22 protein-coding genes and 1 pseudogene are annotated in these 25,475 nt (G+C 62.5%); 13 read left to right on the forward strand and 10 right to left on the reverse strand.

What is annotated here, in order from left to right; genetic code table 11:
* Positions 1–40 precede the first annotated feature (40 nt).
* Positions 41–1,468 carry an MFS transporter gene (locus tag NE851_RS15970; protein ID WP_168334131.1) on the reverse strand — a complete coding sequence of 476 codons (1,428 nt, stop codon included), beginning with the start codon at positions 1,466–1,468 and terminating at the stop codon, positions 41–43.
* A 103-nt stretch (positions 1,469–1,571) separates the two neighbouring features.
* Between NE851_RS15970 and NE851_RS15975 the strand changes: the two genes are divergently transcribed.
* Positions 1,572–2,195: a helix-turn-helix transcriptional regulator gene (locus NE851_RS15975; protein WP_168334132.1), complete on the forward strand. Its 624-nt coding sequence runs from the start codon at positions 1,572–1,574 to the stop codon at positions 2,193–2,195.
* Positions 2,196–2,220: 25 nt separating this feature from the next.
* On the opposite strand, the gene NE851_RS15980 is transcribed toward NE851_RS15975, so the two are convergent.
* On the reverse strand, positions 2,221–3,432 hold the full coding sequence (locus tag NE851_RS15980) for an MFS transporter (RefSeq protein ID WP_047614182.1): 1,212 nt from the start codon (positions 3,430–3,432) through the stop codon (positions 2,221–2,223).
* Positions 3,433–4,080: 648 nt separating this feature from the next.
* Here NE851_RS15980 and NE851_RS15985 point away from each other — a divergent pair.
* Both NE851_RS15985 and NE851_RS15990 read left to right on the forward strand, forming a co-directional pair.
* Positions 4,081–5,088, forward strand: coding sequence for an asparaginase (locus NE851_RS15985; protein WP_168334133.1), 1,008 nt, complete (start codon positions 4,081–4,083; stop codon positions 5,086–5,088).
* A 129-nt stretch (positions 5,089–5,217) separates the two neighbouring features.
* The gene (locus tag NE851_RS15990) at positions 5,218–5,961 is read left to right on the forward strand and encodes a hypothetical protein (protein ID WP_183909287.1); all 744 of its coding nucleotides are present in this window, start codon (positions 5,218–5,220) and stop codon (positions 5,959–5,961) included.
* Here the strand turns inward: NE851_RS15990 and NE851_RS15995 are convergent.
* Positions 5,936–6,691 (reverse strand): DeoR/GlpR family DNA-binding transcription regulator, encoded by a 756-nt coding sequence (locus tag NE851_RS15995; RefSeq protein WP_168334134.1) that lies wholly within the window; start codon positions 6,689–6,691, stop codon positions 5,936–5,938. The genes NE851_RS15990 and NE851_RS15995 overlap by 26 nt on opposite strands.
* 141 nt (positions 6,692–6,832) lie before the next feature.
* Here NE851_RS15995 and NE851_RS16000 point away from each other — a divergent pair, with 141 nt between their 5' ends.
* Both NE851_RS16000 and NE851_RS16005 read left to right on the forward strand, forming a co-directional pair.
* Entirely contained in the window at positions 6,833–7,189 is a 357-nt protein-coding gene (locus tag NE851_RS16000; protein WP_254961469.1) for a DUF4406 domain-containing protein, read from the forward strand.
* Between the two features lie 353 nt (positions 7,190–7,542).
* Complete coding sequence (locus NE851_RS16005) at positions 7,543–8,163, forward strand: glutathione S-transferase family protein (RefSeq protein WP_168334135.1); 621 nt, start codon at positions 7,543–7,545, stop codon at positions 8,161–8,163.
* On the opposite strand, the pseudogene NE851_RS16010 reads toward NE851_RS16005, so the two are convergent.
* Positions 8,148–8,500: pseudogene (locus NE851_RS16010) on the reverse strand (MmcQ/YjbR family DNA-binding protein). The gene NE851_RS16005 and the pseudogene NE851_RS16010 sit on opposite strands and share 16 nt — an antisense overlap.
* A gap of 38 nt (positions 8,501–8,538) precedes the next feature.
* Positions 8,539–8,733, reverse strand: a complete 195-nt coding sequence (locus NE851_RS16015; RefSeq protein ID WP_047614189.1) for a hypothetical protein — start codon at positions 8,731–8,733, stop codon at positions 8,539–8,541.
* Positions 8,734–8,910: 177 nt separating this feature from the next.
* On the opposite strand from NE851_RS16015, the gene NE851_RS16020 reads away from it, so the two are divergent.
* The gene (locus tag NE851_RS16020; protein WP_168334136.1) at positions 8,911–9,807 is read left to right on the forward strand and encodes a LysR substrate-binding domain-containing protein; all 897 of its coding nucleotides are present in this window, start codon (positions 8,911–8,913) and stop codon (positions 9,805–9,807) included.
* 3 nt (positions 9,808–9,810) lie between these two features.
* Here NE851_RS16020 and NE851_RS16025 read toward each other — a convergent pair whose 3' ends face one another.
* Both NE851_RS16025 and NE851_RS16030 read right to left on the reverse strand, forming a co-directional pair.
* Entirely contained in the window at positions 9,811–10,476 is a 666-nt protein-coding gene (locus NE851_RS16025) for a glutathione S-transferase family protein (protein WP_168334137.1), read from the reverse strand.
* A 176-nt stretch (positions 10,477–10,652) separates the two neighbouring features.
* On the reverse strand, positions 10,653–12,020 hold the full coding sequence (locus NE851_RS16030; RefSeq protein ID WP_097542743.1) for a TIGR03808 family TAT-translocated repetitive protein: 1,368 nt from the start codon (positions 12,018–12,020) through the stop codon (positions 10,653–10,655).
* Between the two features lie 255 nt (positions 12,021–12,275).
* Between NE851_RS16030 and NE851_RS16035 the strand changes: the two genes are divergently transcribed.
* On the forward strand, positions 12,276–14,573 hold the full coding sequence (locus NE851_RS16035) for a sensor domain-containing protein (protein WP_047614196.1): 2,298 nt from the start codon (positions 12,276–12,278) through the stop codon (positions 14,571–14,573).
* A gap of 16 nt (positions 14,574–14,589) precedes the next feature.
* Here NE851_RS16035 and NE851_RS16040 read toward each other — a convergent pair whose 3' ends face one another.
* Positions 14,590–15,312 (reverse strand): helix-turn-helix transcriptional regulator, encoded by a 723-nt coding sequence (locus NE851_RS16040; protein ID WP_047614496.1) that lies wholly within the window; start codon positions 15,310–15,312, stop codon positions 14,590–14,592.
* A 665-nt stretch (positions 15,313–15,977) separates the two neighbouring features.
* On the opposite strand from NE851_RS16040, the gene NE851_RS16045 reads away from it, so the two are divergent.
* The gene (locus tag NE851_RS16045; protein WP_097542740.1) at positions 15,978–17,846 is read left to right on the forward strand and encodes a diguanylate cyclase; all 1,869 of its coding nucleotides are present in this window, start codon (positions 15,978–15,980) and stop codon (positions 17,844–17,846) included.
* A gap of 45 nt (positions 17,847–17,891) precedes the next feature.
* Here NE851_RS16045 and NE851_RS16050 read toward each other — a convergent pair whose 3' ends face one another.
* A complete protein-coding gene (locus NE851_RS16050) occupies positions 17,892–18,863 on the reverse strand; it encodes a glycerophosphodiester phosphodiesterase family protein (protein ID WP_183905771.1) in 972 nt (323 codons plus the stop codon).
* Positions 18,864–18,984: 121 nt separating this feature from the next.
* On the opposite strand from NE851_RS16050, the gene NE851_RS16055 reads away from it, so the two are divergent.
* The 3 genes from NE851_RS16055 to NE851_RS16065 all read left to right on the forward strand — a co-directional run bounded on the left by NE851_RS16055 (position 18,985) and on the right by NE851_RS16065 (position 22,733).
* Positions 18,985–19,797: an alpha/beta fold hydrolase gene (locus NE851_RS16055; protein WP_097542738.1), complete on the forward strand. Its 813-nt coding sequence runs from the start codon at positions 18,985–18,987 to the stop codon at positions 19,795–19,797.
* A 70-nt stretch (positions 19,798–19,867) separates the two neighbouring features.
* Positions 19,868–20,878, forward strand: a complete 1,011-nt coding sequence (locus tag NE851_RS16060) for a ligase-associated DNA damage response exonuclease (RefSeq protein ID WP_048338326.1) — start codon at positions 19,868–19,870, stop codon at positions 20,876–20,878.
* A gap of 229 nt (positions 20,879–21,107) precedes the next feature.
* The gene (locus tag NE851_RS16065; protein ID WP_168333952.1) at positions 21,108–22,733 is read left to right on the forward strand and encodes a cisplatin damage response ATP-dependent DNA ligase; all 1,626 of its coding nucleotides are present in this window, start codon (positions 21,108–21,110) and stop codon (positions 22,731–22,733) included.
* A gap of 53 nt (positions 22,734–22,786) precedes the next feature.
* Here NE851_RS16065 and NE851_RS16070 read toward each other — a convergent pair whose 3' ends face one another.
* Positions 22,787–23,365: a nucleotidyltransferase family protein gene (locus tag NE851_RS16070; RefSeq protein WP_254961485.1), complete on the reverse strand. Its 579-nt coding sequence runs from the start codon at positions 23,363–23,365 to the stop codon at positions 22,787–22,789.
* Between the two features lie 175 nt (positions 23,366–23,540).
* On the opposite strand from NE851_RS16070, the gene NE851_RS16075 reads away from it, so the two are divergent.
* Both NE851_RS16075 and NE851_RS16080 read left to right on the forward strand, forming a co-directional pair.
* Positions 23,541–24,461, forward strand: a complete 921-nt coding sequence (locus tag NE851_RS16075; RefSeq protein ID WP_029868116.1) for an alpha/beta hydrolase family protein — start codon at positions 23,541–23,543, stop codon at positions 24,459–24,461.
* A 190-nt stretch (positions 24,462–24,651) separates the two neighbouring features.
* Positions 24,652–25,458: a L,D-transpeptidase gene (locus NE851_RS16080; RefSeq protein WP_029868115.1), complete on the forward strand. Its 807-nt coding sequence runs from the start codon at positions 24,652–24,654 to the stop codon at positions 25,456–25,458.
* Positions 25,459–25,475 lie beyond the last annotated feature (17 nt).

Raw genomic sequence — 25,475 nt, forward strand, 5'->3', positions numbered from 1 at the left:
TTCAATTGTGAAAAGGCGCCCCGAACCCGAGGCGCCTCTTTCAATTCCGGCGGTCTCTCAGCGTCATCGCCGCCGCAATCGCGACGATGCCGGGCAGCGCCATCAGCAGATAGAGCCAGTGGGCCGCCGAGATGCTGCCGGCAATACCGCCCGGATCGACGAGGCCGGCGCCATTGGCAATGACCCCTGAGAAGGCCGCGCCGAAAGCCCCGCCGAGCGAACTCATCGTCGGGATCGCCGAAGAGGCCTTGTCCTGCTCATTGTCGGCAACGAGCCTCAGGACCATGGCGACGAGATGCGCCCAGCCGAGACCGATGCCGAAGCCCATCATGAACATGCCGATTGCCGCCGGCACGATGAGGAGCAGGTGCCCTTCCGGATTGTCGCTGCCGAGGAAGACGGCGAGCAACGCGGTCGCCGCCGCCTCGATGAGAGCGCCGATGACGATCGCCGCATGGGCTCGGCCGCCGGTTAGCGAGCCGCTGAGGAAGGCCGCGAATGTCCAGCCGAGGGCGACCAGCGCCACCAGATAACCCGATAGGAGTGGCGTCACCCCATGCAGCGTCTGCAGGAAATAGGGAATGAAGACGTCGCTGACCAGCACGACGGTCAGGGCGAACATCGTCAGATAGACCCGTGCAATCGGCCGGGACAGGCTGACGGCGCCGGAGGGCAGCAGCCGGTTCGCGCTTCGCCTCTCGATGAGAAACATGCCGGCGACGGCGACGACTGCGGCGGCAATCAGCGCTCCTCTCGCGCCCGTCGTCTCGATCGCGCCGGCGGCGCTGACCATCAGCACGGCCGCCAGCAGCAGCCCGATCTGCGCAACCGGGGTTTTCGCCTGCTCGCGATCGTCCTCGACTTCGGGCAACAGCCGCGGCGCCAGCGCCGCCATCAGCAGGCCGAGCGGCACGAGGACGATGAAGGCGTAGCGCCAGCTGCTGCCGGACGAAAAGAAACCGCCGAGCGTCGGCCCGATGACGGTCGCCACACCCCAGATCGCCGCATAGAGCGTCGAGGCCTTCGGCCAGAGCGGCTCGGGATAGACGAAGCGGATGAAGGCATAGCCGAGCGCGGCCAGTGCCCCGGTTCCCAGACCCTGGACGGCGCGTCCGATCAGCACCACCGGCATCGAGGGGGCGGCTGCGGCAATCAGGCTGCCGACGCCGAAGACCAGTGCTGCGATCACATAGACGGTGCGAAGCCCGATCCCTCGCGGCCGCATGGCGACGAAGATCGAGCCAAGCACGGCAGCCGCCACGAACAGGCTGGTGACCCAGGAAAACAGCGCGAGCCCGCCGATATCGCGCACGATCGAAGGCGCGATCGTCGCCATGATGTAACTCTCGACGGCATAAAGCATCACGCCGCCGGCCAGCATCAGCGTTGCCGGCAGGTGCTCGGGCAGGAACAGGCGAAAGACGGAGCCGGGATTCGGGAGGGCTGCGGTCTGGTCGATATTCGACATGGGAGAATCCCCGAGATTTTGACTGGCGAAGGATTATTTTCCAAGTTATAAATTGGAAAATTGCATGCTGTCTCGAATTAAACAAGACTTGACTTGGAAAAATATGCGCCAGTCCCCTGCCAACCGCATTCTGATCCTGATCAAAACCGACGGCCCGCAGCTCGCCGCCGCGATCGGCGATGCGCTCGGCATCTCAGGCGAGGCCGCCCGCCAGCAGCTTTCGAAGATGGCGGAGGAGGGGCTGGTGGAACCGGTCACAACAGCCGCCACCGGCAGGGGCCGGCCGCGCCAGCTCTGGCAGCTCACAGCCGCCGGCAACCGCCAGTTTCCCGATGGCCACGCCGAATTGACGGCAAACCTGCTCGGCACGCTGGTCGAACAGCTCGGACCCGCAGCCCTCGATACCGTCATCTCCGCCCGCGAGGCCGAGACGCTGCAGCGCTATCGGAAAGAGCTGGAGACTGCCGGCGACCTTGCTGCCCGCGTCGAGGGGCTTGCCGGCATCCGCACCCGCGAAGGCTATATGGCCGATCATTGGCAGGAGGCGGACGGCGCCTACATACTGGTCGAAAACCATTGCCCGATCTGCGCCGCCGCCACCGCCTGCGCCGGCTTCTGCCGCTCCGAACTCGAAACCTTCCGCACCGTCCTTGGCGCCGATGTCGAGCGCAGCGAACACATCCTCCTCGGCGCCCGCCGCTGCGCCTATCGCATCACGCCGCGTTGAGGCGGATTGTTCGGAACGTCGCACTTCATGCCGGCTGCCGCGCCTGACGCTTGCTGCTTTCGAGATAGAGCAGGGCGCCGATCGACGCCAGACCCGCGACCGCACCGACGAAAGCGGTGCCGGAATAATCGGTGATCGCGGTGCCGAAGGCGAAGAGGCCGGCGCTGATGCCAACCCCGATGAAGGTGTTCAGCGAGATCAGCGAGCTTCCGAGCCCCGGCCGATCGGCGATCAGGTCCTGCAGATAGGTGATCGGCACGCTGAGGATCGCTGCCACCCCGCAGGCATTGACCAGCAGCAGCGCATAGATGTGCCAGCGCGCGGACGCAAAGCCGAGCAGCGAGAGATAGACGCAGTAGATCAGCGCGCCGAAGGCGAGCACGTGCACGGTCCGGAAGCGGCGCTGCGCCAAACCCCACATCACCATGAACGGCATTTCGAGAAAGGCCGTCAGCCCGGCCATGAAGCCGACATCGACCACGGTGCCGCCGGCCGCATGGGTGATGATCAGCGGCGAGAGCATGCCGTTCAGCCGCTGCAGCCCGAACAGCATCGACATGACGATGACCCGCGACAGCACATAAGGCTCAAAGATCCGCTTCAGCGACGCAAGGAAGCCGACATGATCGGGGGCAGGGCCGGCGGCGCCATTTCCGGGCGCGAAGAAGAAATACAGGCAGAAGCAGGTGCAGCTTGCCAGCGCCGCGATCCCATAGGCCGGCGTCATCGACGGCGAACTGACGAGAGCAAGGCCGATCATCCCCGGCGCCAGCGCCCATGAGCCGGAATAGAGTGCCCGCACCGTCGCGGTGATCGCCGCACCCTGGCCGCGCTCCATCTGGTTGGTCCTGGCGCGCAGGCTGGCAAACAGCAGCGAATAGGTGGAGTTGCTCATCGGCACCAGCAACAGCGTGGAGAAGATGAAGACTGCGGGACTGTGGATGATCGCGATCGACCCGAAGCCGAGCATGCCGGCGACGGAAAGCCCCAGCACCAGCGGCCGCCGCTCTTTCAGCCTGTCCGACCAGATGCCGAGCGTCAGGCTCGTCGTGACGTTGACGATCGCCGAGAAGAACACCAGCGCCGAATAGGCGCCGTTGCTCAAGCCCAGTTCATTGATCCCGATGATCGACTGGTAGGGCACGGTCGAGGCATAGGTGAAGGCGAGCGCGACGAGCGTCACCGTCGGGATGCGGATCCTGTTGTCACGAAGGATCAAGGAAAAAGTAGAGGGCATGGCGCGGTTCCTGATGCACCACTCTTAGCTGCATCGGACCTATCAGAGAAACGATAGTTTTAGATCGCTTCGGTCAATTCATGTGATGAATGTTTGGGGGATGTGATCGCCGTCCAAGCCCGCAACAGGGCTGAACGCCTATTTTAGAATTTCGCGAGCAGATTGGAGAGCCAGAAGTCGATTTGCCCGAATGGAAGAACATTTCCCAAAAATCCGACCAGAGTTGATGTGATGATTATCAATGCCAGCCCTAGAAGGACTCCAAGGGTGATTCCAACGCTCGTCTTTGCGGGCCGGCGCGCCAGCCAACACGCCAAGCTCAGAGAGACAATCGTGAAAAGTGCCAGCAATGTGGACTCGGTGATAGATATGCCCGATTGCAAAAACAATTCCTCGGATTGTGAAAACTGGATTGCAAGGCATATCGTCTCGAGGCGTCTAAACTCAAGGGATAATGGAGGTTGGGGAGCGCGGCCGGCGGGAGGGCGCACTTCCGCTGCCGCGGTGACGTCCAGCCACATATAGAGCCGGCACTATCAGCAGGCATCCGCCTAGCCACCTAAACCTGGCAAAACGTCAACCCCGTTGGCTTTCGCCGCGTGACGCGTTATGGACTGCGCAACCCAGCCAGCATCCGGATGAGAGCCTATGTCCAATCCCGTCACCGTCGAAGTCACCCGCGGCCTGCTCGTTGAAAGCCGCCATCGCGGCGCGGTGGCGGTCGTTGATGGAGACGGCAAGCTTGTCCTTTCGCTGGGCGATATCGAGGCCGCCATCTTCCCGCGCTCGTCCTGCAAGGCGATGCAGGCGCTGCCGCTGGTCGAGAGTGGTGCTGCCGATGCCTATGGCTTCGGCGACAAGGAATTGGCGCTGGCCTGCGCCTCGCATAATGGCGAGGACGCGCATGTGGCGCTGGCCGCTTCGATGCTGTCGCGGGCCGGTCGCGATGCCGAGGCGCTGGAATGCGGCGCCCATTGGTCGATGAGTCAGAAGGTCCTGATCCATCAGGCCCGCACGCTCGATGCGCCGACCGCGCTGCACAACAATTGCTCGGGAAAACATGCGGGCTTCATCTGCGCCTGCTGCCATCAGGATATCGATCCGAAGGGCTATGTCGGCTACCAGCACCCGCTACAGGTCGAAATCCGCGCGGCGATGGAAAGCCTGACCGGCGCCGTGCTCGGAGCGGAAAGCTGCGGCACCGATGGCTGCTCCATTCCGACCTATGCCGTGCCGCTTCGCAGTCTCGCCCACGGTTTTGCCAAAATGGCGACCGGCACCGGCCTGGAACCTCTACGCGCCAAGGCGTCCCGCCGGCTGATCGAAGCCTGCATGGCCGAGCCCTTCTATGTCGCCGGTTCCGGCCGCGCCTGCACGGAATTGATGCAGATCGCCCCCGGCCGCATCTTCGTCAAAACCGGCGCCGAGGGTGTCTTCTGTGCGGCGATCCCGGAAAAGGGCATCGCCATCGCGCTCAAATGCGAGGACGGCACGACCCGTGCTGCCGAAGCCATGGTGGCGGCGACGCTTGCCCGTTTCTTCGAGACGGAGGGCGAGGTGCATGCGGGCCTGATGGCCCATGCCGAATTGCCGATGCGCAATTGGAACGGCATCCATGTCGGCGATGTCAGGGTCACCTCCGCCTTCGCCGGATGAGCGTGGCTCTGCATATATAAGTTATTAGAAAAATAAGAATTACCTAATATAAAAGGGTACGTCCCGCGATCGCGGATGCACCCCTTCGCGGCGGCGTGAGCACAGTCCTGGAAGCCATGAGGGCAGGGCATGTTTGCAGGCCGCTATCTCTGGTGGATGCTGATGGGGATCGGCATCTTCCTATTCGCCGCGCTGAGCCTCGATTATATCACCTGGCTCACCATCCAGCTGTCCGGCTGCGGAGAAATGGCCGGCGCCTGCCAGCCGACCCTCCGGCTGATATCGGGCTTGCTCAAACCCGCCTGCATCTGGACCGCGATCGGCATTCTCTTCGTCGCCACGCTGCTGCGTCTTCACAGGCTCTCGCTCCTCTGGTCCTGGGGGCCTGTTGTCACCGTCTGGTTCGTCGCCTCCACGCCGATCCTTCTCTTCCTGGCCGCGGATGCGGCGGCTCTGACGCAACCCGCCACCCTCGCCGCACTGCCCGTCGCCTTCCTGTTCCTGGCGGCTTTCGTCGCCTATCTCACGCTTGTGCTCGAGGATGGTGACACGCTGCCGCTTGCCGCCTCGGTGCCGTTGCGCCGCACAATCCGCCTGACGGCGGTCTACGGCGCGCTTGCTGGCGCAGCCTTCATGTCGGAGCTGTCGCGGATCGCCGGGACACTGCTCGACATGCCGGCGCTTGCCGTCGTCATCGCGCTGGCGCAGCCATATCTGCAGATGGTGCTCACCCTTGGAACCGGCAGCATGACGCCGGCCTATGCCGTGCTGGCGGCCTTCATCGCGGCTCTTGCCGCCAGCCTGCTGCCGCACGCCACGGCGCGGCAACAACCCTCGCGCAGGGCCATCATGCTGCGGCGATCGCGCCGTTGAGATCGCGATAGGGTTTCAGCCGCTCTGCCGTCATCTCCATCGGCACGATCAGCCCTGCCACCTCGGAAATGCCGAGCACCGGGCAGGGCGAGACGAGGTCGAACTTCTCCTCGGTCAGCAGCACATGGGTTTCGGCCGCGCAGTGGGCGATATGCCGCTTGATCGCCGCTTCCTCGAAATCGCCGGTGGAAAGCCCGTGCAGGGGATGGGCGGCGGTGACGCCGAGGAAGAACAGATCGGGGCGCAGCTGCGAGATTGCCGCCATCGCCGCCGCGCCGGTCGCCACCATCGAATGTTTGTAGAGCCGTCCGCCGGTGAGGATCACCTCGGCTGTGGCGTGGTGCTCCAGTTCGGCGGCGATGGTCGGGCTGTGGGTCGCCACCGTCAGCGGCATGTCGCGCGGCAAGTGCCTGGCGATCTCCGCCGTCGTCGTGCCGCCGTCGAGGAAGATCATCTGTCCCGGCCTGACCATCGCTGCCGCCGCGGCCCCCAGCCGCGCCTTGATCTGCGACGAGACGCTGCGCCGGGCGGTGAAATCAGGCAGGTCGGGCGCCAGCGGCATCGCCCCGCCGTGCACCCGTTTCAACAGCCCCTCCGCCGCCATTTCCCGGAGATCGCGGCGGATCGTGTCCTCCGAAAGCGCGAAATCCTCGGCGACACGCTTGGCGATCACCTGTCCGTCACGGCGCAGGATATCGAGAATGAGGGTCTTGCGTTGCGTCGTCAGCATGGGCTCTCTGCACGAAGTTAAACATAATCACCCGATATTGCACGAAGTGACTCGACATTCAAGAAATATCGTGCATTTTCACGACATCCCGTGCATGAGGCCGGGAGTGCTCCCGCACAGGCGGGGCGAATGGAGTGGATCATGTTGATTTTGATTGCCGGGCCTTACCGGTCCGGAACGGGCGACGACCCGGAGAAGATGGCCGCCAACCTGAAGCGGCTGGAAGAACCCTCGCACGCACTGTTTGCAGCCGGCCACGTGCCGATGATCGGCGAATGGGTGGCCCTGCCGATCTGGCACGCTGCCGGCGGCCGCTCGGTCGGCGACGCGCTCTACGAAGAAATCTTCCACCCGGTCGCCGGCCGGCTGCTGCAGCTCTGCGAGGGCGTGCTGCGCCTGCGCGGCGATTCCAAGGGGGCTGATAACGACGTGCGCATCGCCAGGGAGCGCGGCATCCCCGTCTGGCACCGGCTGGAGGATGTGCCGGGCTGCGGGTGAGGGTGGGCCTGGCTGCGTTAGCTGACAAGGAGTTGAAGTGCAAGATAGGCCCCTCACCCTAACCTTACCGGGGTCGAGCCACTCGTCTCGCCCCGTCCTTCGGACCCCCGTAAAAACGGGGCGAGGGGACGTGCCCTGCGAGAGGTGAGCGAGGCACCGAGAGGTTGCGGCTATCCCCTTCGCCCCGCCTGCGGGGAGAAGGGGGCGGCAGCCGGATGAGGGGCGCGGCACGGCACACCGATCATGCCCTCACACTCGCACCCACCCTTGTCCCGATGGAGGATCAAAACCCAATCCCCCAGTTCCGGCGCACCCACCGCTACGCTATAACCCTCGCCGAAAGGGAGTCGAACATGCTGACACTGTATTACGCGCCGGGAACCTGTGCGCTCGCAAGCCTTATTGCCCTGGAAGAATCCGGCCTGGCCTTCGACGTAAAGAAGATCAGCCTCCGCGATGGCGAGCAGCGTTCGCCGGACTATTTGAAGATCAACCCGAAGGGCCGTGTGCCGGCACTTGTCACCGATCGCGGCGTGCTGACGGAAACGCCGGCGATCCTGGCTTATATCGCCCAGAGCGCCCCGGCCGCCAAGCTGGCGCCGCTTGGCGATGTCTTCGAATTGGCCAGGCTCCAGTCCTTCAACAGCTATATTTGCTCGACCGTGCATGTGAACCATGCCCATCGCCCGCGCGGCTCCCGCTGGGCCGACGAGCCGGCCGCCATCGAAGCGATGAAAGCGAAAGTGCCGCAAAACATGGCCGATTGCTTCACACTGATCGAGCAGACGATGTTTAAAGGCCCATGGGTGATGGGCGAGACCTATTCGATCGCCGATCCCTATCTTTTCGTCATGACCGACTGGCTGCCGTCCGACGGCGTCGATCCCACCCGCTTCGAAAAGGCGAGCGACCATCACGCCCGCATGCTGCAGCGCCCTGCCGTCCAGCGGGCGCTGGCCTACGATCGGGCCTGATAGCGGGCGGCAAGCTTCTTCGGCGCCCGGAACAGCCAGGCGCCGATCAGCCGCAACCGCAATTCCTCGTCGCCGATCATGGCGGCGCGCACCGGCAGATATGGCCAGCCGACATAATGATCGGTTTGAAAATAGACGTCGGGCGCCATCTCCAGCAGGTGGTCCTTGTCGTCGAGCGAAATCGAGATGACGATCGTCTCGGCACCGCCACAAAACTCTTGCCGCCGACCTTCAGCGCCGGATTGCCATAGGAGGTGCTCTCCTCGACATCAGGCAGCCCGGCTTCCGCCGCCAGCCGCTTCAGCCGTTCGAAGATCGCATCGACATCACCGGCCATGGTTCCGCCCTTTCTGCCGGGGCGAACCTACCACGGTTTCACGCGCATTTCGCCAGCGGCGGCTTGGCCTCTTTGGGAAAGCCCGCCTGTATCCCGAGCGGCAGATCGGCGATTTCGCGCATCGACATGCGTTCGACCTCGGGATGCCGCAACGGATCGTCCTTCCAGGCCGGGACAATGTCTGCCCTTCCGACGGCAAGGGCAGGTCTCAAGAAAAACTTCAGCAATGACATGGCAGGCCTCGCTTTCTTCGGTGGCGTAGAAGGATGATCGCAAAGTGGCTTCCGTCTGCTGAACTATCTTATCCGCCTCACACACTGCGTTCGAATGGATTGCCTATGCTTGCAATGTCGGCCTCTCCAGGCAGAATTTCAATTGAGATTAAAGCGGAGCCGTTATAGAAAAACTATATGAAGAACCTGAATACCGTCCATCTCAACGGACTGCGGGCGCTGGAAACCGTCGGCCGTCTTGGCTCGCTCAAGGCCGCCGCCGAGGAACTCGGCGTCTCGGTCGGCGCCGTCAGCCAGCAGGTCATCAAGGCCGAAGCCCAGCTCGGCCAGGTGATCTTCGAGCGCACCGCCCGGGGAATGATTGTCACCGAAGCCGGCCGGCCGGTTCTCCTGGCGCTGGACGAGGGTTTCGCCCGGCTTTCGGCGGCGGTGTCGATCGCAAACCGCAAGGACGACACCATCCTGACCATATCGGTGGCGCCGGTTTTCGCCGCCCGCTGGCTGGTCTGCCGGCTCGATCGCTTCGCCGAGCGCCACCCAGACATCAAGCTGCGGCTGGATGCGACCACCAACCTCGTCAGCCCGGCGCTCTGCGACGTCGATATCGGCATCCGCGTCGGCAACGGCAAATGGCCTGACGTGAAGGCCGAACTGCTCCTGGAGCAGGAGGTCTTTCCCGTCTGTTCGCCCGAGATGGCGGCGAAATTGAAAGAGCCCGCCGATATCCTCGAACTGCCCGCCATCATCGATGGCCATGCCATGTTCACCTGGGAGGTCTGGATGCGCGAGGCCGGGCTATCGGGCGCGACGCTTTCGACCCGCCACGTCTTCAACGATGCCTCGCTCTGCCTCGATGCGGCGATCGCCGGCCAGGGCGTCATGCTCGCCTGGCAGACCCTTGCCGCCTTTGCGCTTGCCGAAGGCCGGCTCGCCGCCCCCTTCGGCATTCGCGCGCCGACCGGCTTCGGCCACTATTTCGTCACCGCCGAAGGCACACGCGAGCCGAAGAAGGTCAAGGATTTCAAGGCCTGGATCCGCGAGGAAATGGCCGGCACACTGGCTCTCTTCCGGTAGTCCTCACACCTCGATCGGCTCTTTGCCGCGGGTCGCCTGCATCGCCTTGTAGGCCGGGCGGGATTGGCAGCGCTCGACCCAGGCTTTGATATTCGGATGTGCCTGGAACAGCGCCTCCTCGCTCTGGGCGTAGCGCAGCACTTCGGCGAGGTTGAGGTCGGCGACGGTGAAGCGGTCGCCGACGATCCATGGCCGGCCGGCAAGATGGCCTTCGAGAACTTTTAGCGGCCTGCGCAGCGAGCGGCAGGCGACGGCGATCGTCTCTTTGCCGCCTTCGCTGTTTTCAAGCCCATTATCATAGGTGAGCACGATCCGCACCGTATGCGGCTCGACCTCTGCCGCCGCCCAGACCGTCCACATCGTCAACAATCCGTCTTCTTCGACGGTTTGACCGGAAAGCGGCCCGCCGTTTTTGCGGCCGAGGTAGAGATTGATCGCCAGCGACTCGTGCATGACGAGATCGCCGTCCCGAATGCTGGGGATCTGCCCCATCGGATTGACGGCGATGAATTCAGGCGAACACGTGTTGAGCGGCGCATCCTCCGCCAGCGGATCTGCAAGCCGCCTTGCCTGCAGCACCGGCACCGAGCGGAATTCGAGCCCAAGCTCCTCCGCCATCCAATAGACGCGGGAAGCGCGCGATCGATAGACTCCGTAGATTATCAGCATGAACGTATCCCCTCGATATTGTCCGCGGGAGCGTAAATGCCGGATCGGCGTGGGAAAAGTCCCTGTGGCTGATGGGATGATGAAAGCTTTTGATGGCCTCACCAATTCCAGCAAACGTGTATAGCGGTTTTGCCAGGTAAAGCGCGAAGCGCTTTTGCCGGGAATTGTCTAAACGGTCACGAGACCCGGTTGTGCTCGACGGTCAGTTGCGCATAAGGCGAGCCGCCGCCAGCCATCTCGGCGGAGACTTTCTTCTCCCACTGGAAGCCTAAAACTGCGCCTTCTGTGGTCTCCTGGAAGATGTTGTCGGTGATGACGGCCGTGCCGGCGCCGTCGGCCACCGAGACGGCGCATCCCACGGGCGCCTTGCGCACCACATTGCCTGTCACAACGACGTTGCGCAGATACGGACCCCAGCCGATCTGCAGACCCCAGCGCGGCGCGCCCTCGATCACATTGCCGGAAATCAGCGTATCGGCCTCCGCCGCGATGCCGATGCCGAAACCGACCTCGTGGGTGTAGGGGCCTTTCAGCGTGAGGTTGCGCACGACGTTGCCGGTGACGCTCGCCAGCCGGCCGCCCTCGTCGAAATTGGCGATCGAGATGCCGTTTGCCGCACCGTCGATCATATTGGCGGAAACCACGGCGCCCTCGAAGGCGAATTCGACATAGATCGCCGTCTCGCCGGAGCGCCGGCACTGGTTGCTGTTGATCTGGATGTCCGAGGCAGAATTGGCGCGGATCGCCGTGAAGGCACAGTCGGAGATATGGTTATTCGTTACCATCACGCCGTCGGCACGGAAGATATTGATGCCGTTACCGTTTTCGCCGGTACCGCCGTCATTGGCGCGGATGTTGGAGATGCGGTTGCCGGAAACGACGGTGCCGTCCTCCGCCTTCTTCCAGCGATGCACCAGGATGCCGCCATTGCCGCAATCCGAGACCGTGTTGCCGGTGACCGATAGATTTGCCGATTCGACCGCGTAAAGCCCGGATTGGGCCGCACCCGAAATGCGGCTGCGCTCGATCCGTCCGCCGCAGCGCTCCAGTTGCAGGCCGTGTTTGCGGCTGCCGCCGATCTCGCAATTGTCGATCAGCACCTCGTCGACGCCGGTAAATTGCAGCAGCGCGCCGGCGTAATCGCCAAGCCAGCGATTGCCGCCGTCGATGACGAGATTGGAAAGCTCGATGCGGCGCACGTTTTCGGCCGAAAACAGGTGGCCTTCGCCGGTGTAGACGATCCGCGAGGCGCCGGGCACGCCAGTGATGCGGGTATTGTCGGGCAGGGTGAGATTGGAGATCCGGTAGGTGCCGGGCGGCAGGAAGACCGGCACGTTCTCGCGCGCCGCCCGTTCGATCATCTGCTCAAGGTTGCGGGTCTTGCGGTCGCCGCTTTCGGGAACGGCGCGATATTCCACCGCGTCGATCGCACCGCGCAGATCGGGCTGGGCGGCGGCCGTCAGCGGCGAGGCAAGGGCGCGCGATGCCCCTCCCGCCACCGCCGAGGCAGCGAGAAAGAGAAGCATATCGCGGCGTGAAGGCATTCGGCGCACTCCTGTCATAACGCGCCCGTAGCAGGAAACGTGCCAGGTGGGCATGTATTCTTTTGGTACAAGCTTGGCAGAGGTGGCCGAAATTGCAGGTGTAGCCGCCGCCGACGGCAGGATATTGCCGCTTATATTGTCGTCTTGTTCACCCTTTCATTTAAGCAAGCCGAAGGGAATGAGGACTACTTTGAAGGGAAATTCTATGATGACAAGGGCGGGATACGGCCTTCGGCCGCGGGGGAGAATGGCGTTATGCACGAACCGAGTGCCAGGCGATGGGAATCGACCGATGCCCTGACAGCCGAAACGCGGCGCATCGTCGCCGCGACGGAGGCGATGATGGCATCGACCGCCCATCACCTTTCCGAGGGCATCGAGAACCTGCGCCTCAAGGAAATCGTCCACGAGCTTCCGGATTTCCTCTACGTCAAGGATCGTGACAGCCGCTTTGTCTTCGCCAATGCCGTCACCGCCAGCAGCCTCGGCGTGCAGAGCGCGGCGCAGATCACCGGCAAGCGCGATTTCGACCTGTTCGATTTCGAAACGGCGCGCCACCATTTCGATATCGAGCAGCAGATCATGGCGACGGGCGAAGCCCGCATCGACATGGAGGAATCCTACATCCTTCCCGGCGGCAAAAGACCGATATGCCGGCTGACCTCGAAGATACCGCTGCGCAACGATCGCGGCGAAGTCGTCGGTCTGATCGGCGTGTCCCGCGATATCACCGAGCGCAAGCTTCAGGAGGATCTCCATCGCGGCCAGGCGAAACTGCTCGAAATGATCGCCCGCAACGAGCCGTTGCCGATGATCCTCGAGGCGCTGGTGCTGATGATCGAATCGCAGCTGACGGGGATCGACGGATCGGTGCTGCTGCTCGACAGCGAGGGCACCAGGCTCTATCACGGCGCCGCTCCCAATCTGCCCGGCGGTTATAGCCGCCTGATCGACGGCGTCACCATCGGTCCCAAGGTCGGCTCCTGCGGCACCGCCGCATGGCGCGGTCAGACCGTCATCGTCGAGGACGTGATGGTCGATCCGCTGTGGGAGGATTTTCGCGCGCTGATTGCGCCGTTCGGCTTCCGCTCCTGCTGGTCGACGCCGATCGCCACCTCGCAGAACAACGTGCTCGGCACCTTTGCGCTCTATTCCAGGGAAGTCCGCCGTCCCACCGAGCATGAGATGACGCTGGTGGCGCTCGCCACCCACATCGCCGGCATCGCCATCGAGCGCAAGCGCGTCGATGACCGCATCCATTTCATGGCCCATCATGACGATCTCACCGGCCTGCCGAACCGCGCCTTCCTGAAAGAACGGCTGGCCAATATCCTCGACCAGGCCCGGCGCAACAACCGCAAGGTGACCGTCGCCTATATCGATCTCGACAATTTCAAGGATATCAATGACGGCCGCGGCCATGCCGCCGGCGACGAGGTGCTGAAGGAGGTTGCCGCCCGCATGGCCAACAGCGTGCGGGCCTCCGATATGGTCGTGCGTCTCGGCGGCGATGAATTCCTCGTGGTGCTCGTCCACCAGTCGAGCCATGATGCCGGCATCACGCGCCGCCTTCGCGAGCTGCAGAAGGCGATCAACCGGCCGATCCGCGGTGAGGATGGCGAGCTCACCGTCACCGCCAGCATCGGCGTTGCTGCCTTCCCGTTCGATGGCGCCACCTCGCAAGAGCTTCTCGCCAATGCCGACCGCGCCATGTACCGCGCCAAGGAGCTCGGCCGCAACACATTGCAGCATCATGAGGGCGGCAGCACGCCCGTCGGAATGCCGCTTGGCGAACAGGAGGAGCTGCACCAGGCAATCACCGGCGACCAGCTCTTCCTGCAATACCAGCCGCAGGTCGATGTCGCCACCGGCCGCATCACCGGGCTCGAGGCGCTGGTGCGTTGGAACCATCCGGCCAAGGGCAGGGTGCCGCCGGTCAATTTCATTCCGCTCGCCGAAGAGACCGGCCTGATCGTCCCCCTTGGCCTCTGGGTGCTGAACGAGGCCTGCCGCCAGGCGCGCCAGTGGCAGGATATGGGCCTGACGCCGCTGACGATCGCCGTCAACGTCTCGGCCAAGCAGTTCGCCGATCCGGATTTCGCCACCCATGTCGCCGAGGCGCTCGATCGCCACCGGCTGCAGTCGCGCTGGCTGGAGCTTGAGGTCACCGAAAGCGTGGTGATGCAGGATGCCGAGCGCGCGCTTGCCATGATGGAATCGCTGCGGGCGCTGGGTGTGCGCCTGTCGATCGACGATTTCGGCTCCGGCTATTCCAGCCTTGCGGCACTGAAGACCTTCCCCTTCGACCGGTTGAAGATGGACCGTTCGCTGGTCGAGGCCCTGCCGGGCGACAAGACCGCCGTCGCCATCGCCTCGGCCGTCATTTCACTGGCGCAGACGCTGAAGCTTTCGGTGCTGGCCGAAGGCGTTGAAACCGATGCCCAGATGGATTTCCTGCGCCACGCGCATTGCGAGGAGGCGCAAGGCTACCGCTTCTCCAAGCCCGTCTCTCCGGAGGAGATCCCGGCATTGCTGAAGGCGCGCAGCCTCTAATCAGCCGCCTTGATTTCTAAACGCGAATGACATTGAGCCGCAGAGCGCTGACGACGGCCTGCGTTCGCGTGGTGCATCCCAGTTTCTTGATCGCGCTGCCGATGTGATTGTTCACGGCATTTTCTGAGAGATCGAGAAGTTTGGCAATTTCATTGCCCTTCCTGCCGCCGGCGGTCAGCCTCAGGCAGTCCAGCTCGCTCGCCGTAAACTCGATGGGCTTGTGTTTCTCGTTCAATGTCAGTTGCGAGAGCCGGTCATAGATCAGCGTGGCGATGAACAGCAGCTTCGCCATCTCGATCATGCTGAAATTCCGCGACCCCGAAATCGACATGGCGCCGCGTCCGCCCGCGGCATCGTGGACAGGAAAATAGGCGCCTTTTTCCATGCCGTATCGGTTGAACAGCTCGATGACCGTGGACTTCTTGCCTTCGCCGCGATTGGTATTGATCGCTTCGACGTCATAGTTGAACGGGCTGGTCGATCTCAGCATCCGGCGGATGACCGGGCTGTCGATCATCAGGTTATGGGCGTCATAGAAATCCACCATCTCCGCCGGCCAATTGGTGATGATCTTCGTCGCGCCGATTTCGAGGATGTCGACGGTCGGCAGCGTCATGAACAGGAACGCATTCATTCCAAGGTCTTGCGTGAGACCCTTCATATATTTGAACACTTCGTAATGCGTGTTGAAGCCTGCGGCGACTTCCTCGATTCGATTGAATTCGGCCTCGAGCTTCATGTCTTCTCCATCAGCCGCCGCATCCGGGCGCTTGGCGACGGCCGCCTCATTCCTCAAATCGCAATCGATACAGAGAATGATGCAGCAATTCAAAGTGTTACAGCGTCCTTTGCGCGTCCGAAAGACGTGCAAGGGACGCTGTAATGTGCCGGGCGAATCCGCTCGGATCGGATGTGGATTCTACACGGTTGGAGGACGCTGCAACATGTGGCAGCGGAAGAAAAAGACAAGGCCTTAACTGCCGGGAAAAGTACGCTTACGAGACAACGAGCCCTTAACAAATCGTAAAGGCGCTTTCTGGCTTCCGGGCACAAAAGCGGTGAAAAATCGCCAATGTCGGCATGGAAAATCCACCGCGGCAAATCTTGTATCGAACCGATACGTTCGAAACGAATGCTTATATCAGATTGATTTTATTGACACATTTCTCCTCTGCCTGATTGGCTCGAAGAGCCTGTATGGGTGAATGACCGGGTTAATGGATACTTAAAGAATTTGCCGGATTTTATCTTCAGATTGCTCGTCCAGCGCAAGCTCGCAGTGGGAGCGCTGCTGGCACTCTTTGAGGGGACCGCATACCGACCGCCAATCGACGATGTCTTCCGCCAATTCGTTTTGATCGATGAAATTGTACTAAGTAACTGTAAATATTAGAGGAATATGTCGTGCCCTGGCAAGTCTTGATCGGAAATGTGGCTGCGGTTGCGCTCGTCATTTCGGTGTGGATGCACCTGCATTACAAGTTCTACCGCCTGTCGAAGGTCCAGGCAGAACTTGGTTTCGGCTTGATGATGGGCCTTGGGGCAGTCTTGTCGATGCTGCTGTCCGTCGAGGTCGACAGCGGCTATTATCTCGATCTCCGTTCGACCTTGCTGGCGGTCTCGGCAGTATACGGCGGTCCGCTGGCGGTTCTGACGACAGCCGCCCTCACATCCGTGCAGAGGATCTCCATGGGTGGCGCCGGTGTCGAGCCGGCACTGATCTCGATCATGCTGGTATCCGTGTTTGGACTGGCGGTCCACTTCCTGTTTGGCAGGGGCTCGGCGGATGTCAAAAAGGCTCTGGCTTGTGCCGTAACGGTGGCCGCGGTCACATTGGCGATGAGCATTTTCCATCGAGGCGGCTGGTCGCATATCACGACTGTCAGCCTTGCCGTCATAGGCGTGAAATTCGCCGCGACCTTGGCCGCGGCATCCGTCATTACCTATTTCCATGCCTTTACCCTCGAGCGGGATATCTTGAAGGCCGCGCTGACCCAGGCGCCGGATTTCCACTATGTCAAAGACCGGAATAGCCGCTTCGTCGTCACCAACCTCAACGTCGCGCGAAACCACGACCGCACCAAGTCTTCGGAGATGGTCGGCCTGACGGATTTCGATCTCTATCCCAGCGAAATGGCGCAAGCGTTCTTCGATCACGAACAGGAGATCATGGCGACCGGCGAACCCATCGTCGACTTCGAGGAACCGCTCGTCCAAGAGAATGGCCGGGAACGCTGGTTCATGACGTCGAAGGTCCCGTTGCGGAACCGCCACGGCGATCTGATCGGACTTTCCGGCGTGACCCGCGATATCACCGAGAAAAAGCGTCTCATTCAGGAAGCGCTCGACAGCAAGAACGTGTTGTCCCAAGCGATGACGGAAATGTCCGATGGGCTTGCCATGTTCAATTCCGCGGGCCGGCTGGTGTTTTGCAACGATCAGTATCGCGCCGCCTTTCCCCGTTCAGCCGATGCCAGACGGCCCGGCGCTGCTATAACCGACATTCTGCAGGCCGTTATGCGCAACGGTGAGCGGATCGACGTCGGCCCGGATGCCGGCGAGGATTGGATAGAGACGGAAGCAGCCCAGCTTTTCCTGACCCATGATAGTGACATACCGATGTTCGATGGACGCTGGCTCAGGCAGCGCACCCGTTTGGCGGCCGACGGCTCCGCCCTGGTGGTGGTTTCCGACATCACCTCGATGAAGCACTCCGAGGAACGGCTGACGCAGCTCGCCATGAAGATGAAAGGGCTGGCCGACACCGACGCATTGACCGGTATTGCCAATCGCAGAGTGTTCAACGAGGCGATCTCGGAAGAGTTTGCCCGCGCCCGCCGGGCCGAATCCGCTCTCAGCCTGCTGCTGATCGATGTCGATCACTTCAAGGCCTACAACGATACCTATGGTCATCTCGAAGGAGACAATTGCCTGAGGATGATCGGCGAGGTCCTCAGGTCGATTGCCAAGCGCCCCTGCGACCTCGCGGCGCGATTTGGCGGGGAGGAGTTCGCCATCCTGCTGCCCGGCACGGACAGGGACGGCGCGGTGCGGCTTGCCAAGATGCTGCGCTCGGCATTGCATCGGCGCGCAATCCCGCACAGTGAGAGCAGCAAAATGATCGTGACGGTCAGTATCGGTGTGGCGAACATCTTGGATCGATTTACGACGCCGGCAGAATTGGTCGCGGCCGCAGACCGGGCGCTTTACGCGGCGAAAAAGCACGGTCGCGACCGTATTGAAGCCGCTGCAGTTCAAGCAAGAGCGGCGTGAGTTCCGACACTTCGCACACGTCTCGCCCCTATTTCTCAGCGAGCCTCACTTTGCAAGCTTGCCGATCGCCTCGATCTCGTTCGTCCATATGCCCGCCGCATAGTCCTGTGGCAGCCGTGCCAGTTGCGTGGGGTCGTCGATGCCGCTGGAAAAATCGCTGCCGCGATAGGGGCCGAGCACGAAGACCTCGGTTCCGGCATCCTGCATCCGGTTGAGAAAACGGTCCGGCCAGCCCCAGAGCCACGGCGCGATATTGATCGGCACCAGCATCATCCGATGTTTGCAGACGTCCGGCAGCACGCCGCTCCAGCCATAGCCGATATAGCCGAACAGGCAGCCCTTCAGGCTCTTGCGCGAGGCGGTCCTGATATCGGGCGAAAGCCGGCGCAGGACGTCGATCGGCTCGTCGCCGCCATAGACTGTGATATCAGCCCGTCGCGCGGCGGGAAGCCCGTTGAGCACGGCGGCGAGCTTTTCGCCCTCGGAAGGGTCGCGGCTCTTGACGTTGATGAGGAAGCGCCGATCCGGAAAGGTCGTCAGCACCTCGGCAAGCGTCGGCATCATGCCGATGCCCTGGCCGCGAAAGGGAAAGCTCTTGCCGCCATCGGCCGTATAGCCATAGCCGAGGTCGAGCTTCTTCATGTCGGCCATCGAATGCTCGCGCGTGACGCCGTGCCCGTCGGTGCGGCAGTCGAGCGTCCAATCGTGAAAGACGGCGAATTGCCCATCCGTCGTCGGATGCACGTCGATCTCGACCATATCGGCGCCGGCTGCAAAGCCTGCCTGCATCGAGCGGATGGTATTTTCGAGATAATCGTGTTTCGGCGGCAGCATGCGGGCGGCCGTGCAGGTATCGTTCTTCAGATCGGTTTCGTCGAACCGCTGGGCGATGCCGCGATGGGCGAGCAGCACCGGTTTTCCCGGCCGATGCTCTGCGAGCAGGTTGGTATTGTTGAGGTAGATGCCGGCGGCTGCAGCGGCGATTGCCGCCGCGCAATAGAGAAGCTTCCTGCCCAAGATTTATCCCCCTCCGGTTGCATCGAACGCACAAGGGCTAGAAAGCGATTCCGGTTGTTCTTGGGCCCTTTTCCGGCTTTTCTATGCCATCGCCTATTTGCCGGACGGGAGCCTGATCGCTATGGAACCACAAGACGACGAGCTCATCCATTTTGAAGCGCATGGCGCCGCCCCGTTGCCGCCGGCAGCAGTCGAAGGCCATGTCGAGCACGACGGCGCCCGCATCTGGTATGCGAGCTACGGCGCCGGCCCTCCCGTCATTCTGTTGCATGGCGGCCTCGGCCATAGCGGCAACTGGGGCTATCAGATCCCGGCACTGTTGCTGAGCCGCCGCCGCGTCGTGCTGATCGACAGCCGCGGCCACGGAAGAAGCAGCCGCGATATCAGGCCCTATGCCTATGAGTTGATGGCTGCCGACGTGCTTGCCGTCATGGACGAACTCCATATCGATAAGGCGGCGATCGTCGGCTGGAGCGACGGCGCTTGCATCGCTCTGATCCTGGCCATGACGGCGCCGTCGCGGGTTGAGGGCGTCTTTTTCTTCGCCTGCAACATGGATCCGAGCGGCACGCTGGAATTTCATCCGACCCCGGTCATCGACCGATGCTTCAGCCGGCACGCCAGCGATTATGCCGCCTTGTCCGCCACGCCGGACGATTTCCATCCTTTTGTCGAGGCGGTCAGCCTGATGATGCGGACGGAGCCGAATTATGACGCGGCCGACCTCGGCCGGATCCGCGTGCCGGTCGCCATCGTGCTCGGCGAACATGATGAATTCATCAAGCCCGACCATGCCGAATATCTGGCCCGCAGCATTCGGGACGCTGCGATGATCTATCTCCCGGGCGTCAGCCATTTCGCGCCGCTGCAGCGGCCCGCCGAGTTCAACGCCGCGCTGGTCACCTTCCTCGATGGGATAGGATCACCGGCGTGAGCGGCGCATTCGATCGTGAGCTTTTCCAGCCCCTCTGGCCTCGCGCCCATTTCCCGCTATCTCTCGCTTCATGAGACCTGATGCGCTGCTCTATCCCGCCCCCGAAGGGCTCTATTGCCCCGAAGGCGGCTTCTATGTCGATCCGGTGCGGCCAGTCGAGCAGGCGCTCGTCACCCACGGTCATTCCGATCACGCCCGGCCGGGCCATGTGAATGTGCTTGCCACCCGCCAGACGCTCGACATCATGCGTCTGCGTTACGGCGAGGGTTTTTGCGCCAGCGAGCAGGCCGCCGCCTTCGGCGAGGCGCTGCTGGTCAACGGCGTCAAGGTGAGCTTTCATCCGGCTGGCCATGTGCTCGGCTCGGCCCAGATCGCCATCGAGAAGAACGGCACCCGCATCGTCGTCTCCGGCGATTACAAGCGCCGCCCCGACCCGACCTGCGAGGCCTATGTGCCGGTTCCCTGCGATGTCTTCATCACTGAGGCGACCTTCGGCCTGCCGGTCTTCCATCATCCCGATCCGATGGACGAGATCGGCAAGCTGCTGGCGTCGCTGCGGCAATTTCCCGAGCGCACCCATCTCGTCGGCGCCTATGCGCTGGGCAAGGCCCAGCGTGTCATCCGGCTGCTGCGCGATGCCGGTTATGCCGAACCGATCTATATCCATGGCGCCATGGAAAGGCTCTGCGACTATTATATCGGAGAGGGCATCGATCTCGGCGAGCTGCTGCCGGCCACCATCGAAAGCCGCGACAAATCAGCCTTCAGGGGCGCCGTCGTCATCGGTCCGTCATCGGCCTTCGCCGACCGCTGGGCTCGCCGTTTCAACGAACCGTTGCCGGCCTTCGCCTCCGGCTGGATGATGGTGCGCCAGCGCGCCAAACAGCTCGGCGTCGAACTGCCGCTCGTCATCTCCGATCATTGCGACTGGCCGGAACTGACGGAAACGATCCGGGAACTGCACCCGGCCGAGGTCTGGGTGACGCATGGCCGCGAGGAGGCCCTGGTGCGCTGGTGCCAATTGCAGGGCATCAAGGCGAAACCGCTGCATCTGGTGGGGTATGAGGACGAGGGGGATTGAGGATGGAGTTCGTTGCTGAAAATCCGTCCCCAAACCCTCCCCACAAGGGGGAGGGGATGCCGGGCCTCGCCCGTCGCATTTTACCTCTGACGGCCTTGCATGCAGCGACGTTGCCTTGGGACGAGGCGTTGCCGCAGGTTAGTTCCTCCCCCTTGTGGGGAGGGCTTGGGGAGGGGGCTTTTCCATGCGCCATTGGGGAGGGGTTTTCCTCAAGAGCCGGGAGGCGTCCATGAAAGCCTTCGCCGACCTCCTCGACCGTCTGGTGCTCACCCCCAGCCGCAACGGCAAGCTGAAGCTGCTCACCGATTATTTCCGCGACACGCCGGACCCCGACCGCGGCTATGGCCTTGCCGCCATCGCCGGCACGCTGGAGGTGCGCAACGTCAAGCCCGCCATGCTGCGCGAGCTGGTGCTGGAGCGCATCGACGAGGTGCTGTTCCGCTATTCCTATGACTATGTCGGCGATCTTGCCGAAACCATCTCGCTCGTCTGGGACAATGAGAGGGATATCGACCGTTCGGCACTCGCTCAGCCGCGCCTCGGCGAAGTCGTCACCGGCATGAACGCGCTCGGCCGCACCGAAGTGCGGAGCTTCGTCCGCGACCTGCTCGACCGGCTGGATTCGTCCGGCCGTTTCGCCTTCATCAAGCTGGCGACCGGCGCCATGCGCATCGGCGTTTCCGCCCGCCTTGCCAAGCAGGCGCTCGCCGATCTCGGCGGCAAGGACGTGACCGAGATCGAAACCCTCTGGCATGGCCTGCAGCCACCTTACGAGACCTTGTTCACATGGCTGGCAGGCGGCGGCGAAAAGCCGGTGCTGGCCACACCGGCGATCTTCCATTCCGTCATGCTCGCCAATGCGGTGGAGGAGGGCGATCTGGCCGGCCTCGATCCGGCCGGCTACGCCGCTGAGTGGAAATGGGACGGCATCCGCGTCCAGCTCTCCCGCTCGGGCGACAGGCGCAAGATTTATTCCCGTTCCGGCGACGACATTTCAGGCGCCTTTCCCGATATTCTCGACGCGATCAATTTTTCCGGCGTCGTCGACGGCGAGCTGCTGGTCGGCGGCACCGCCCGCTCCAACAGCCCGACCCGAACCTTCTCCGACCTGCAACAGCGCCTGAACCGTAAGACGGTGACGGCGAAGATGCTTGGCGATTACCCCGCCTTCATCCGCACCTATGACCTGCTCTTCGACGGCGAGGAGGATGTCCGCGGCCGCTCCTATATCGATCGCCGCGACCGGCTGACCGAGATCATCGATCGCGCCCCCCATGACCGTTTCGACCTCTCGCCGCTCGTGCCGTTCTCCTCATGGGAGGAACTCGACGCCCTACGCGCCGCCCCGCCCGATCCCGTCATCGAAGGCGTGATGATCAAGCGCCGCGACAGCATCTACCAGGCCGGCCGCATGAAGGGTCCCTGGTTCAAGTGGAAGCGCAATCCTTACAATGTCGATGCGGTGCTGATGTATGCCCAGCGCGGCCATGGCAAGCGCTCCAGTTATTATTCCGATTTCACCTTCGGCGTCTGGGCCGACGACGAGGACGGCGAACAGCTGGTGCCGGTGGGCAAGGCCTATTTCGGCTTTACCGATGCCGAACTCGAGGTGCTCGACAAATTCGTGCGCAACAATACCACCGAGCGTTTCGGCCCGGTGCGGGCCGTGCGCGCCGACAGGGATTTCGGCTTCGTCGTCGAAGTGGCTTTCGAGGGCATCAACCGCTCGACCCGGCACAAATCCGGTGTCGCCATGCGTTTTCCCCGCATCGCCCGCCTGCGCCCCGACAAACCCTCCTACGAGGCAGACCGGTTGCGCACGCTGATCGCCATGATCGACGCCAAACCGGCGTGACCGGATGGATAATGAATGACGCAGACTGGGGCAGAAGCCGTCAAGCGATCCGCCTACAGGTCCCAGGCGATGATTTCAAGATCCGGCCACAGCGTGCCCCACCGCGCGATCTTCTTCTCGTAGATTTCCCGGGTAATCTGCTTCTTGTTGGCTCGCACCACCGGGGCCAGGAGGTCCTTCAGGCCGTAGGGTGCAAACAGATCCAGCCCCTTGTCCACGGGGCGAATGCCGACGGCAGCGGCCGTGGTCGGAAAGGTCGTGATCGCCTCATCTGTGGATGTATACGGCGTTATCGAATGCCCGAACTTTTCCTTGTACCAAATATGAACTCTGGCCTGGTTCTTCATGTCTATCCAGACAGGCAGATTGGATAATAGCCCCCGAATACGGGCAGAGTGATCTGCTTCGGCGCTTTCGGACAGATCATTGCCATCGAAATAAACAATATCGATGTCATTGATGCCGTGATCGTGGGCAAAGCCAAAGGCGTGGTTCCATACTGTCTGGGCGATCGCCCCGGCCACCAATCGCGCATCAGGCAACCCGATACGGTCCCAGTGATCGAGCACCGTCGAGAGAAGCGGACTGTCCGAAATGATCGCCTGGAGTTCCATGTGCGGATTCAGCGTCAATTCCCCCTTTTCGCTTATCCAACGCGATTCCCGATATAAGATTGTTGCGATAAGGTTTGCGTGGCAACCTGCGCAACAATGACGCAGGGCAATATTTTCAACACCATGTGTATTGGCGGCAACGATCTTCCGGTGCAGATTTTGCATGCCGGGGAGATGATTTGGGTGCTGCGTTATGAGCTCGCGTGAACAAAATTCCTTTTTCCTCCAACGCCGTGCCGTGCTGGCGGGTCTTGCCGGTGCATTCGTCCTGCCGCGGATGGCGGCCGCCTTCGATGTCCCGGACGAGCCGCGCCTCGCCAAAGGCGACTATGCCAAAGTCCGCCACCATTTTCGCACCAAGCTGTTGCAGAAGGGCCCGGCGCCCGACAAATACGAACCGCTGAATGCGCCTGCCGATGCAGACAAGATCTTCTACCGCTCCGGCTACGGCGAGTTGGAACTGGCGGCCTGGGTTTCGAAATACAAGCGCGAGCGCGCCGCCAAACCGGCCGTGCTCTTCCTGCACGGCGGCAATGCCATGGGCATCGGCCACTGGCAGTTGATGAAGCCCTATATGGATGCCGGTTATGTCGTGATGATGCCATCGCTGCGCGGCGAAAACGGCCAGATGGGCAATTTCTCCGGTTTCTATGACGAGGTCGACGATGTGCTCGCCGCCGCCGAGCGCCTGGCGCATCTGCCGGGTGTCGATCCCGAACGCCTGTTCATCGCCGGCCACAGCATCGGCGGCACGCTGACCATGCTGGCGGCGATGAGCACCGATAAGTTCCGTGCCGCGGCGCCGATTTCGGGCAATCCCAATGCTTTCCGCTTCTTCAGCCGCTATCCCCAGGATATCCGCTTCGACGACAGCAATGCGCATGAGTTCGAGGTGCGGTCGGCGCTGTGTTACGCCCACAGCTTCAAATGCCCGGTCCGTGTCGTCCACGGCACCGAAGAGGCCCATTTCAATGACCGCGCCGATCTGCTTGCCCGCCGCGCCCGCGCCGCCGGCATCCATATCGAAACCGATACCGTCGCCGGCAACCACACCTCGGCGCTGCCGGCCGAGATCGAACAGAGCATCCGCTTCTTCCACGGGGTGGCGGCCTGAGTTTTGCCGATACCGGCAGCAGCGATGAAGTGTGACGGATGATTGATTGCGATCCCGCCGCCGCCCACGGTGGCGGGTTCATCGTTTGCTGATCTTGCTTTTCCCACCCCAACACCAGCCTCGCGCCAGCCGCAGATGCCATCGTCCCGGCAGATGTCGTTGTCTGCCGATCGTTGATAAGGGTGGTTCCATGAATTTTCTGCGCCGGGTCTTCCCGATTGCCGGGCTTGTGATTGCCGTTGCGTCGCTGAGCGGCTGCAACATTCTCATTCCCGATGTCGCCGCCGATTCGCCCGCCCGCTTCGTCCAGGAAACCTCGCCGGTGTTTTATCAGCCGCCCGGCGTCGATCCGCGCCGGGTGCGGCCCATTCCCGATCAGCCGGTGCCGCAGACGCGCGAACTCTACAAGACCCAGTTCCATCAGACCTACGGCCTGCCGGTCACCAATCCCGTGCACATGGCGATGTATGGCCAGCTTCGCGACGAGGATTTCACCCTGCCGGCGATCCCGATCAGCCGCGTGCAGCCGCAGTTCCTGCGCCAGGAGGTCGATTACCAGACGACAGAGCGGCCCGGCACCGTGATCGTCGATACCAAGACGCGCTTTCTTTATTTCGTCGAGGGCAACGGCAAGGCGATGCGCTACGGCGTCGGCCTCGGCCGCGACGGTTACGCCTGGTCGGGCCGCGGCACCATCCAGTGGAAGCAGAAATGGCCGCGCTGGACGCCGTCAGTCGAAATGGTCTCGCGCCAGCCTGAGGTTCGCCCCTTCGGCGCGGAGAATGGCGGCATGAATCCGGGACTGATGAACCCGCTCGGCGCCCGCGCCATGTATATCTTCAAGGGCGGGCAGGACACGCTCTACCGCATCCATGGCACGCCCGACTGGCAGTCGATCGGCAAGGCCACTTCATCTGGCTGCGTGCGCATGCTGAACCAGGACGTCATCGATCTCTACGACCGCGTTCCGGCCAAGGCTGAGATCGTTGTGATGTAGCGCTGCAACAGCGCGCC

The sequence above is a fragment of the Rhizobium anhuiense bv. trifolii genome (genome assembly GCF_024346605.1).
GTDB lineage: Bacteria > Pseudomonadota > Alphaproteobacteria > Rhizobiales > Rhizobiaceae > Rhizobium > Rhizobium anhuiense.